The organism is Roseisalinus antarcticus (assembly GCF_900172355.1).
Taxonomy (GTDB): domain Bacteria; phylum Pseudomonadota; class Alphaproteobacteria; order Rhodobacterales; family Rhodobacteraceae; genus Oceanicola; species Oceanicola antarcticus_A.
Map to the genome: position 1 here is coordinate 23,861 of NZ_FWFZ01000034.1, position 11,668 is coordinate 35,528.

General features: G+C 61.8%; 6 protein-coding genes and 1 pseudogene. 2 read left to right on the top strand and 5 right to left on the bottom strand.

Annotation, left to right across the window (positions count from 1 at the left end):
• Nucleotides 1–2 precede the first annotated feature (2 nt).
• Complete coding sequence (locus ROA7023_RS24060) at nt 3–2,792, bottom strand: hypothetical protein (RefSeq protein ID WP_143535665.1); 2,790 nt, start codon at nt 2,790–2,792, stop codon at nt 3–5.
• Nucleotides 2,789–4,072, bottom strand: a complete 1,284-nt coding sequence (locus ROA7023_RS24065; protein ID WP_159458601.1) for a hypothetical protein — start codon at nt 4,070–4,072, stop codon at nt 2,789–2,791. The genes ROA7023_RS24060 and ROA7023_RS24065 overlap by 4 nt, the downstream gene beginning before the upstream one ends.
• Nucleotides 4,073–4,220: 148 nt before the next feature.
• Here ROA7023_RS24065 and ROA7023_RS24070 point away from each other — a divergent pair, with 148 nt between their 5' ends.
• On the top strand, nt 4,221–4,709 hold the full coding sequence (locus ROA7023_RS24070; RefSeq protein WP_143535667.1) for a hypothetical protein: 489 nt from the start codon (nt 4,221–4,223) through the stop codon (nt 4,707–4,709).
• Nucleotides 4,710–4,834: 125 nt separating this feature from the next.
• Here the strand turns inward: ROA7023_RS24070 and ROA7023_RS24075 are convergent, their stop codons facing one another.
• Nucleotides 4,835–5,452 carry a hypothetical protein gene (locus tag ROA7023_RS24075; RefSeq protein WP_200812558.1) on the bottom strand — a complete coding sequence of 206 codons (618 nt, stop codon included), beginning with the start codon at nt 5,450–5,452 and terminating at the stop codon, nt 4,835–4,837.
• Here ROA7023_RS24075 and ROA7023_RS19420 point away from each other — a divergent pair.
• A complete protein-coding gene (locus ROA7023_RS19420) occupies nt 5,357–10,015 on the top strand; it encodes a DUF3320 domain-containing protein (RefSeq protein ID WP_085880664.1) in 4,659 nt (1,552 codons plus the stop codon). The two genes, ROA7023_RS24075 and ROA7023_RS19420, sit on opposite strands and share 96 nt — an antisense overlap.
• Nucleotides 10,016–10,138: 123 nt before the next feature.
• Here ROA7023_RS19420 and ROA7023_RS19425 read toward each other — a convergent pair whose 3' ends face one another.
• Together ROA7023_RS19425 and ROA7023_RS19430 are read right to left on the bottom strand one after the other, a co-directional pair.
• Complete coding sequence (locus ROA7023_RS19425) at nt 10,139–11,215, bottom strand: DUF2793 domain-containing protein (RefSeq protein ID WP_085880665.1); 1,077 nt, start codon at nt 11,213–11,215, stop codon at nt 10,139–10,141.
• A gap of 7 nt (nt 11,216–11,222) precedes the next feature.
• Nucleotides 11,223–11,668: pseudogene (locus ROA7023_RS19430) on the bottom strand (baseplate multidomain protein megatron); the annotation flags it as partial.

The following is an 11,668-nucleotide window of genomic DNA, read 5'->3' on the forward strand; positions in this document are numbered from 1 at the left end:
ATTCACTCCACAAGTTGATCGAGGGCGAAGCCCAGGGCTTCGACAAACTCGGCGAGGTCGCTCCGGTTCTCCGAGGCAACAGCTTTGGTTTCGACCAGCACCACGGAAAAGCTTTGCCCGAGTCCGTTCGATTGGCTGCAGATGTCAATGATGTACGGGCCGTCAGCAGAGAGCGGGCTTACGCCATCACGCACGTCTCGCAGTAGAACTATCCGAGCTCCATACGGAAGCTCACGTGACTCCTGCGCAAAGTTGCTGCAATCGCCGTCACGCCCCAAAGGCCGTGAACGACGAGATTCGGAACTTAGGACCACGACGTCAATGTCGCTAACATCTCCAAGACCAAGCTCGTTGGCCTGCTCTCTTGCATCAAGAAAAACTTGGCGCAGATCCACATCGCCAAAAATCTCACTTTCTTGATTTTCGACGAGTTGTCGCACACCCATTCTCATGTTTGCAGGATTTGTCTGAGAGGATGGGTTTTGGATCGTCTCGAAACCGCCGCCGCTCACAGGTTTTCGAATAGCAAAAATGCGCTGCCCATAAAGTTCGGAGTAAATTTTATCCATCCAAGACACGTAAATTTCGTTCGCGGGTATGATGCTCTCAGAAACGTAAAAATTGTCTGCTGTTCCCGTCCTGAGCCAATAGACAAGGACTGGCCGTGCAAACGGCACAGTAATCTCGTTAGGAAAGTCCCGAACCTCAATTTGCGTTATAAGGGTCCCTTCCGGAAGACAGTTAACAGTGTTGTCTTGCGTCGAATTGTCGATGGGTCCCGTCAGGATATCGATCACCTGATCGAGATCGAACTCCTCTTCGGCAATCTCCGTGGGGAGGGTCGTTTGTTCCGCCCCGGCCTCTAGCCAATAGACAGATCCACCAGCGATGCGTAGGCCAACCCGGCAGGTATAATTCCGCACGGGAGCGTCATAGCCCACCAGCCGCCCTTCAAGCCTTACCGTTGCCGGCAATCGTGCGGAGGGAAGCGCAACGCGCAGCACGTTGTAACCTTGACGCGGCGCCCCACTTCGAAGGTCAATGTTGATGGGTACACGTTCGCGCTTTTCTCCTGACCCGGTCAATAACTCTAGGTCATCGCGCACAGAGCTGGCGTAAATTGTGACCTCATTCCGGTTCAGCGTATTCAGCGCATTCTGAAGATTCTGAGCGATCACAAACTCCAACCGCACCCTAAGGATGGGCGGATCACCTGAAATGATCTGGGGATCTTCAACTCGGCCGACGTTGCCTGATGATACGGTAATGCCGTTAGAGACAGGCTCGGTTGTAACCGCATCTCCAACAAGCGTGATATCAACGAGGAGGTTCTTGAGTTTAACCTCGGGAGTGAGGTTGACTACTCTTCGATCCTCAGCAAAGGCCTGTGCGGCTTCGGCGAGATTACGCATAGCTCCGGGGAGGACATCAATGCGTTCACGCGCTTCGCCGTCATCCAGTTCGATGCCAAAGTCGTCCGCGCTCACTCTGAAGTCAGTTTCCTCGACCGAGGCGCAGTAGTGGTTTGAAGGAGCACCTGCATCTACAAGATCCTCGTCTCCGCTGCACGGTCCTGCGGTCAGGTGGCTGTCCTCCTCGAGGACGAATCCCGTATCGACCGCCACCGTGACGGGCAAGCGTCCGGTGTTGCATTGTGCTGTGCCGATATTCGCCCCAAAGGCGTCTGCCGAAGGGCTGATAGCAGCACGGTTGCATTGCACGAATCCGTTCTCCGGGATGACGACGACCTGGCTCCATGCTGCGCCGCCTGGCAACCTGAGGATATAATCCCCGGTCGCGATACCGGTTTCCCAATATCCTGGTTTTCCGTTCCTAAATTCATCTTGGCTTAGCGGGAGGAGGACACCGACGTCTGTGGTGTCATCTGCCAGCACTGCGATCTGGCGGATCCGCCTGCCTGTCAATCCGATGACGCCGATGCCAGCGTAGCGCGCACCTTCTGCTTCAAGTATGGCACCTTGAGAATTACTCTCTGTATCATCTTCTACGCGAGCCGGATCGGTCTCTGCTTCTAACGTTCCAGTATCAGAAGGTACATCGTGGCTTGTCTCGGGCGTCTCGGTCCCCGATTGCAGCTGTTCATCGGCATTCGTCTCAAAGTCGTCATCTGAACTAAACGCGACGTCGTATTGAACAAGTAGACTAGTCAGCTCTGCCTCGTCCCCCATGGCAAGTAGCGGGATTTGGGCACTACCATTAGTGAAGGTAAACCACCGCCCTCCGTCTGAACCAAAGTTGCCGCCGCACCCGGGATTACCCGCCGAATCACGCGGTGTGAACGTCCAACGCGAAATATCGCTCGAGGTGCTGGAGGAAGGCGACAAAAGTGGGAACCGAAACTCGAAACAGTTGAGAGCGTAAGTTAGACTTTCCAGTGGGAAGCCGCTCCTCAGAACGGGAAGCGCGGAATTAGTATAAACAGAATCGGCGGCCTCTACATTTAAGATAAATTGGACAGTTTCCCTCCCTGCCGAGTCTAAAGCATTCGGCACCGGCTGCGCCTCTGTGGATGCGCCAAAGCGTAGAGTAAAGAGCACCCATGTACCGGCGTCGTCGAGGGGTTCGGGGTTACGGATATAAATTCCCAAAGGGCTTACCCCGGACCCGTTCAGGTCAACGACGGGTGCTTCTGCAAGTGTTTGCTCAAGTGAAATCGTAAAGTTGTTCTCAGAGATTGCTGCACGCAACGCATCGACATCCACCTGTGCCATCGCAGGTGCTGCCAGCCCAAGCGAAAGCGCAAAAGGGAAGAGAACGAAACGAACAATCATTCTTGGCCCGCGAGAAAGACTAGGTAAGGAGCGAAGGCGTCGGGACGCTGGGACACTCTATAAACTGCAGTGTCGCTTCCGCCGCGCACACAGGATACTACACGCAAACTGCCCTGAACCTCGTCGGCCAGCCACGCGCCACGCATCGAGCGCGCTGTGGCAGCGCGATAAGCTTCGAATTCTGGATTTATTTCGATCAAGTTACCGATCTCAGCACATCCGCTCGCACTTGCGGGAGCCAGGTCGGTAGTTGCCACGCCGAGTTCTACAAAACCATCGATCGTCACACCTTCGGGTGAGTCCGCGATCTCTAGAAACGTGAAGTTACCGATCGTCACGGCACATCCCGCTCTGTCTGTCGCAGCTATCTCCACGACGAAGTCAGCCCATTCCGGGACGTCTAGAGCTGAAATGGAGGCAACCACGTCGGTCGTCGCCTGCCCAGAAACGGTGAAGACCGGAAGCTCGCCGGCAATACTTTGGCGCACTTCAAGAGGTGCGCACCCACCTTCAGAGAGCCGCGCCACCTCGCCTTCCAAACTCGCGTGTACCTCTGAAGCTGCCCAGTCTCGAAGCGTCTTCATATTGGACAGTTCTCTACGTAGACTTTCCTCCGCCGCGCGCACAGCGTCACGCTCGACCTCCATCTCTGTGAGCGCATTCGCTGCCTGCGCAGCGGCTTGCTGGGCCAGAAACCTTTGTTGCTCTGCCAGCTCAAGATCTGCTTCTAGTGTCTGTATCCGTGCGAGAGCCTCTGACAGCGCAGGACCGCCTGTGCCGCCGGCCTCGAGTTCAGCGATCCGCGCCTGGGCCGTTGAGAGTTGTTCGCGAAGCTGATCTATCCGCGGTTCACCCGACTGTCCGGCCTCCAGTTCTGCGATCCTCGACTCTAGATCAGAATTTCGCCTTGCTGCTTCTTCAACAGCTGAGCGTAGTTCTTCGGCCCTCTTCGCGCTGTCAGAGAATTCCGCCTCCAAGCGCGAAATATCAGCATTGAGTGACAAGATATGTGCAACAACTTCTTCGCTGCAACCTGCGCCATTCTGCCCACAAACCGCTGGTACAATATCGGCGCATTCTGCAAGTGAACACCCATTTTCAAGCGCAATTTCACAAACCTGGACAATGGGCTGATCGTTATCTAACTGGGTGCGAACTCCAATTTCAAATTGCTCGCATGTTGTTTGGGGAAGTGCGCTTATCGGCAACAATATGAGAATGAGAACTGCCGACATAAGGTAAAACGCGAACGTTGTGGAATTACGTAGTCGAAAAAGCATACTACCCCTTCCGCACCGGCCGCTAGCCAGCGGCCCCCCGTTTTACTCGCCCGCCCCACTTCTGCCACAGATGTTGGTTATTTACAATCTTAGGCTGACGGTAACCTTCGTCTTACATACCGTGCAGAGGTCAGCTAAGGAGGCGGCATTGGACACTGGCTACATAGAACACTCTCGCACGCGGTCCGGCGGCCTCGTGGTTGCCACTTCATTGGCCGTTGCGCTGCTTTCCGTGGCGGTTGGCTTTGTTGCGGTTCCGGCTTGGCAGTCGGCTCAGCGCGTTCCACTTGACACTCCGACGCCTACCCCAGGCGCTGCTGCGGCGTCTTTCGATCCAACGCGGGCGGTGATTCTTTCCCCCGACCTTGACCGATCGGCAGCGCTCATCTGGCTAAGCGAGGATCGACTCACGCTTTCGCTCACCCACCAGTACCTGCAGAGCTATGTTGAAACGCTAGGCATATGGTTCATGCCGCCCCATGGAAATTGGACCCGAATCGGCACTGTATCGAAAACAGAGCAAGTGGCAGTATTCACCCTCACCAAACCCGTTTCGCCCGAGAGCCGAATGGCCATTGTGTTGGAAGGTGATGGCTCTGAGCCGGGTCTGATCCTGCTGTCAGCCTTACTGCGCTGAGCGTGCCTCTTCGCAAGCAATGAGTGTATCTGTAGGTGCCAAATAAAGCACACAACAGTCGCTTGTTTTGCCGTCTCGAAAACGAGCTTGGTTCGTTCACACACGTTCTGCGCCGTAACACGTGGTCAGCCCCCACCGAATGATCCGGCCGCAAAGTTAGTGCATGACGGGTCTCGGCGGAGGCTTAAATCATAATCTCCGCCCAGTCCGTCGCGCAGACCAACGGTCGAGCCGGTGACGTACCGCAACGGATCCTCGGCAACACTGGCATCCTCGCAGTCTTCCGCGTCGGTCCAAAGGATACCGGCTTGTTGGCCGCCTGGCTCGGCCTCGCGGTCCGCGACTAGCCCCTCCTGCGCCTCCTGCCGATGCACAATCACACCGCCATAACCCGCTTGCTTCGCGCCGGCGAACCAATGCCCACGGTCGCCTTCCGCTCGAGCATCCGGCATTGGGGCTGATCGAGGGAAATCGTCAATGCTATCCTCGGAGGTTCTTCGAACGAAAGGCGCGTTCCTCTCCGGTGGCCCGCATTCCCATGGACCAAGAATTTCTTTCAATGCAGGCTGCAGATCTGAAAGATTCTGGTATGGGAAGTAGAGCTTAGCCTGAATTGGCAAGTAATCATTTTTTCGGAAGACAGGCATATGCAAGACCAACCCCGTTCCACCAACCTCGCCAACCTCCTTGAGGACGCCCGGCGCCGACTTGTCGAGACGGGGACAAGGAACCGGCTCATCCATGTCAACCGGTCCGCGAAGCGGGCCAACGTGCTCGACATCGTCGAGGAGCGAACCGCGGACGTCTTCGTGCTCCTGAAAACACAAGGCAAGAAGATGCGGTTCCAGCCCCGCGAGGTGGAAGAGGATCAGCCCGAGGATGAGCCGCTTCTCCTTGCGTTGGCCGATGATGCAGAAGACCCTGAGGATCGCGAAGCCCGGTATCGGGACCTCGTGCTGGAGACCCGGCTCGGCCCCGAGGCTCTGCAGCGCCGCCTTCTGCGCCTTTTCACAGACGCACGGACCGCGGAGGAGGAGCAGGGCGTCAACATCCTTTACCTCGCGATGGGATTCCTGCGCTGGTACGAGAGCGACAGCTCGGATGTCATGCGCGAGTCTCCGCTGATCCTGGTACCAGTCGAACTCATCCGGGATGACAGGCGCGCCACCTTCAACCTTCGAGCCCGCGACACCGAGATCGTCACCAACCTGCCCCTCCAGGAACGGCTGCGCGCGGATTTCGGGTTCGAGCTGCCGGAAATCCTCGATGACGAGAGTTTCAGCCCGGAGGCGTATTTCGAAGAGCTCTCGGACCGGACCGCGGGGCGCGCGCGCTGGTCGATCGAGAGTGACGGGATGCAGTTGGGCTTCTTCTCATTCTCGAAGCTCCTGATGATGCGGGACCTTGAACCGTCGAATTGGCCCGAGGGCGCCTTCGATGCGCACCCGGTGCTGGCCGGGCTGCTTGACGGCGGGTTCGAACGGTCCACGCCCCTCTTTGGACCGAAGGAACGGCTCGACCCGCGGCTGGAACCAGGCGACCTTCTGCATGTCGTCCCGGCGGATGCTTCGCAGACCCGGGTGATCGAAGAGGCGCGCGCCGGCCGCAATCTTGTCGTGCAGGGACCGCCCGGAACAGGCAAGTCTCAGACGATCGCGAACATCATCGCCGCGGCAGCCCACGACGGAAAACGGGTCCTCTTCGTGGCAGAGAAGATGGCCGCTCTCTCGGTCGTACATGACCGCCTGCGCAAGGTGGGGCTCGGGGACCTCTGCCTCGAGATCCACTCGCGCGCAGCCAACAAGCGGGCATTTCTGGACGAGCTGGCGCGCACGCTGGCCGCCGGAGCGGCGGTCCCCGAGATGCCCGGCCCGCCAGACGCTCTGCGCGAGGCGCGCAATCGTCTGAACGGAGTGGCGAACCTGCTGCATGAACCCGTCCAGGGCTATGGATTCACCCCGTTCCGCGCGATGGCCGAGATTGCCCGATTCGTTGGCCAGGACGCGGCCCCACCGCGGATCCCGCGCGACGGGCTGGCCGAGATGGACGAGTCCACGCGCCGGGACCGGGCAGAGCGGATCGCGGCCTATGCGGAGCTGCTTTCCCGGACCGGCGCGCGCGCCGAGCACCCGTTTTTCGGGGTCGGGGCAACCACGCTGCAGCCCACGGACCTCCAGCGGCTTGAACCCGATCTGGCGCGCGCGGCCGATGCGGTCATGACCCTGCGCGAGACGGCGGCCCACGTCGCGGAGACGACCGGACGGCCCGCTCCGGAACACCTTGAGCAATGTGCGACCCTCCAAGCGCTCCTAATCGCGGCTAGGGACCGACCCGAAGAGGCCCGCGCAGTAACCGGCACGCTCCTGTCCCGCGCTGGAGACGTGCGGCTCGGCGAGGCACTCGAGGCTGGGTCCGCATGGGCCGCGGCGCGCGGTGGCGCCGGCGCGACCTTCACCGAAGCCGCCTTCGGAATGGACCCGTCCCCGCTCAGAGCCCGGCTCGCGCCCGGGGTCGGCTCCTTCTGGTCCCGCCTTTTCGGACCCTATCGCGGGGCGAGCCGCGAGCTCGCGACCCTGCTGCCCGGGGCCCTACCGAAATCGCCCGCCGACCGGCTGAGGCTTGTCGACACGCTGATCAACGTCCGAGAGCTCCGCAAGACCCTCTCTGAGGAGGAGGGTTTCCTGTCCTCCCTACTTGGGCCGGACTGGCGCGGGGAGCGTACCCCTTTCGCCGCGTTGCAGGCGCAGGCCGCCTGGCTCGCCCGCCTCACCGTGATCGCTCCGATAGAAACATCCGAAGCGCTGGACCAGGTCTGCGCAGTGGCCAGCACCGCTTCAGAGCTGGCCGCCGCGCTGGAGGCAGCACGGTCGGCGCTCAAATCTCTAGAGGACCGGCTCACCCTCAGCTGGGATGGGCAGACCCTCGCCGGGATTGAAGCCCGGATCATCGCCATGCGCGACGCGATAAGCCGCTACGGGGAATGGTCGCGCCTCTCCGCCATGTCGGCCCAGCTCGATGCGGACGGGCTCGCCCCGCTGCTGCGCCTTCTCGATGAAGGGATGATCGAACCGGAACATGCGGTGGACGAGTTCCTCTTTGCCAGCGCCGAAGCCCGCTGGGAGGCGGCGCGTGCAGCCCTTCCGGATCTCGACCGGTTGACCCATCTCGACCGGCACGCGCTCGTCGAGACGTTTCGCGGGCTCGAGGAAGCCCGAATGGAGGAGACACGGCGCCTCGTGCGCGTGAAGCATCTAACCCAGCTGCCTATCGGGGCGTCGGGGCAGATGGGGTTCCTGCGCGGCGAGATGGCCAAACAGCGCCGCCATAAGCCGATCCGGCAGATCATGCGCGCAGCGGGTCAGATGGTGCAGCGGATCAAGCCGGTTCTTCTGATGAGTCCGATCTCCATCGCGCAATACTTGCCGCCGGGCTCGACAGAGTTCGACCTGCTGCTAATCGACGAGGCCAGCCAGGTCCGGCCCGAGGACGCGCTCGGCGCGATTGCACGCTGCCGCCAGATCGTCGTGGTGGGGGACCAGAAACAGCTCCCACCAACCAGCTTTTTCGACCGAGTCGCCGGCTCTGGCGAGGAGGAATACGGGGACGAGGAGGAGGAAATCAGGACCGCGTCCGCCACCGAGATGGAGAGCGTGCTGACGCTCTGCGAGGCGCGCGGGCTGAACCCGGCCATGTTGGAATGGCACTATCGCTCCCGCGACCCGTCGCTGATTACCGTGAACAATGCCGAGTTCTACGAGCACCGGCTGATCTTGCCCCCGTCACCTGTCCAGAATGACCCTGATTACGGGCTCGCCTTCCGACGAGTGCCCGGGGTCTATTCCAGCCGCTCTCGCGGCGGCGGACGCCCAGGCACAAACCGGATCGAAGCCGAAGCGGTGGCCCGCGCCGTGGCCGAGCACGCTCGGAGCCGACCGGACCTGTCCCTTGGAGTTGTCGCTTTTTCCAAGGCGCAGTCCGACATGCTGACGGAGGTCCTGGAGATCGCCCGGCGCGAGGACGAAATCCTTGACGCGTTCCTGCGCGAAGGGCGCGCGGAGGACGTCTTCGTGAAGAATATCGAGAACGTGCAGGGCGACGAGCGGGACGTGATCCTGATCTCGGTCGGCTATGGGCCTTCCGAGCCGAACGGACGGCTTGCCTCCATGTCTTTCGGCCCGGTGAACAGCGAAGGCGGTGAGCGGAGGCTCAACGTGCTCTTCTCCCGTGCACGGACCCGTTGCATCGTCTTCTGCTCTTTCGACCCGAACGACATCGACACAGCCAGAACCAGCCGCGACGGGCCAAGGGTGCTCAAGCGGTTCCTCGAGTTCGCCCGCTCCGGCCAACTCGCGCAACCGGAAGCGAGCGGGGCGCCAGCCGACAGCCCCTTCGAAGAGGACGTCGCCAGCGTGATCCGAAACATGGGATACCCTTGCGATCACCAAGTGGGCGCGGCGGGGTTCCGGATCGACCTCGGGGTCAGGCACCCCGATCAGCCCGGCCGTTACATCCTCGCGGTCGAGTGCGACGGTTCCGCCTACCATTCGGCGCTTTGGGCGCGCGAGCGCGACAGGCTTCGCCAGGACGTGCTCGAGGGGCTTGGCTGGAGGTTCCACCGGGTCTGGAGTACGGACTGGTTCCATCGGCGCCACGCCGAGATCGACCGCCTTCGAGCCGCGCTTGAGAAGGCCGCACAGGCCGATGGGCCCCATTACACTGGAGCAAACCGGGAGGGATTGCAGCCCGTTGAGGAAAAGGCCGAGGCCGCTCCGGACCTTGAAACCGTGCTGCCCCCGTCAGCCGAGTTGACCGCACCCGCCTACGAGGCCTGCAGCTTCACTGTGAAGGCGAGTTTCGAGCCGCATGAGGCGCCGCTACATCTGCTCTCAGACCTCGTGACGAAGATCGTTCAAGCGGAGGGCCCGATCCACCGCGACTTGATCGCGCGCAGGGTTGCCGAGGCGTTCGGCAAGGCCCGGACCGGCAGGCGCATTCGCGAGGCGTCGGACCGAGCGCTCGCGAGCTCCACGCGTTCGGGTGGGATCATCGCAGACAGGGAATTCGCAATGACCAAGGCGCAGCAGGATGACCCGCCCGTGCGTGACCGGTCCGCCCCCGACGCGCCCGGAACGGCGGGGCAGTTGCCGCCCATCGAGATCAGGGCAGCGGCTGCCCGGGTGGTCGCCGAAAGTGGGGACATGCCCCGTGAGGAGTTAATCGTGGCGACCGCTCGGCTCCTCGGTTTTGCTCGGGTAGGAGCGGAATTGCGCGGGGTGATCGACGGGTCGCTCTCCAGACCCACTTAGCGTTCGGCAGTCGCCCATGAATGAGTGGACGGTCAGGTAGATGCTTGGAATTGAGCCCAGCCTTCGCATCCATTGTCTCGATCAAAATGGTGGAGGCGTCTTCGGGGCATGGGGAACCTCCGCTCAGCCGACCTTGCAGCCCCAAAAGGAAGTTTGGTCGGCGGCGAAGTAGCCGTCCGCGACCCGGAAATACCCCTGCAGCTCGACGGTATCGCCTGCAGTCAGCGGCACCATGGTCTGCAGCCAGATCGCGGTGGCAAGCGAGACATGGGTGGCGGAGATTTCGCCGAGGGAGCCGCGGATTTCGGTCGTCCCGTTCAGCACGAGCCGCCCGCGCATCCTCGCCGTGGCGCTGGCGTTGATCTTGTAGAGCAACGTCGCGCCGAAGAGGTAGGTGCCGTCCGCGGGGGCGACAAAGTGGTTGTTCGCGGCGTCGAACGCGCCCTGATCGTTATAGTCGGTGTTGTTGAGGCCGATCTTCGTCCAGGTCCCGACGCCGACGTAGTTGTCGTAGTTCGTCCAGGCCTTGAACCGCGGCAATCGCGGCTGGTCGACGATGCCGGTGGCGTTGTCGACGCTGAGCCCGTCGAAGAAGGTGCTGCCGTCGGCGGAGACTGCCAGCCGGAACTGGTCCGAGCCAAACAGACCCACCAGCGCCTTCGTCACGAAGCCGGTCTGCAGCGTGAGCCCGAGATCGTCGCCCGCGGCCTCCTTGTTCATGGCGTAGAACAGATCGCCGGTGCCGCCCTCGGCCACGGTCTTCGCCGTCCAGAGCGCGGCGTTCAGCTTGGCCGAGAACGGGTTGGCGGTATCGGCGGTCGTGCCCAATCCCAACAGCGCGAGGTTCTGCAGCTCGGCCGGGGTGGTCCCGACCCAGCCCGCGCCGTCGTAGACCAGCAGCACCCCTTCGTCCTCGACCCACGCCCGCCAGCCGGTCCGTGGCGGCAGACGCAGCCACGCGCCGTCGGTCCACAGCGCCACGTTCAGGTCCCAGCCCGCCCAGTCGCCGGTTCCGCCCGAGCCGACGATGTAGCGATCGCCATCTGCGGGAGAACCGGGCGGTGCCGTGAGATCCCGGTCGAGGACGGAGAGCTGGACAAGCCCGTCGAGCAGCCGCAGCGCCTCGTTGTGGGTGACGTGCTTCTGGGCCTGCGCCGCCAGGATGTAGGGCAGCAGCAGATGGGTCGTGGCATCGGACATAGGAGCCTCAGAACAAGAGCGTGACGGTCTTGGGCGCGCCCCGCCCGGCGAGTGCGGAGAGCTGGAAGATGCGGATGTCGAGCGTGTCGCCGGGACCGAGCGGCGCACCCCAATCGGCGGTCTGTTGAGCGCCGGTGTAGACCGCGCTGGTAGTGGTCGTACTGAGGACCCGCTTCACGGTAACGCCATCGAGGATCACGACCTCATAGGCCTCCAGCTCCTCGGCCATCGGCACCTCGACCGCGCCCCAGCTGTCGGCCGACAGCGCGCGTGACCGGCGCGTCCAACGGATGGTCAGATCGCCGGGCATGCGCGGCGTGCGCCATGGCTGCTCGACATGGGCGACGGAGAACGGACGGAGCCCGATGCCCGCAGGCGTGAAGGCCTGTGCGACATAGGTCTCGTCGCTGACCGCACGGCTCGCCGGGCCGATGCGCCAGTTCCACGGGATGC

What these genes read in the sequence shown, in the direction of transcription:
- ROA7023_RS24060 (WP_143535665.1), bottom strand. Translation starts at nt 2,792, where the DNA reads ATGATTGTTCGTTTCGTTCTCTTCCCTTTTGCGCTTTCGCTTGGGCTG.
- ROA7023_RS24065 (WP_159458601.1), bottom strand. Translation starts at nt 4,072, where the DNA reads ATGCTTTTTCGACTACGTAATTCCACAACGTTCGCGTTTTACCTTATG.
- ROA7023_RS19420 (WP_085880664.1), top strand. Translation starts at nt 5,357, where the DNA reads ATGCAAGACCAACCCCGTTCCACCAACCTCGCCAACCTCCTTGAGGAC.
- ROA7023_RS24075 (WP_200812558.1), bottom strand. Translation starts at nt 5,452, where the DNA reads ATGGATGAGCCGGTTCCTTGTCCCCGTCTCGACAAGTCGGCGCCGGGC.
- ROA7023_RS19425 (WP_085880665.1), bottom strand. Translation starts at nt 11,215, where the DNA reads ATGTCCGATGCCACGACCCATCTGCTGCTGCCCTACATCCTGGCGGCG.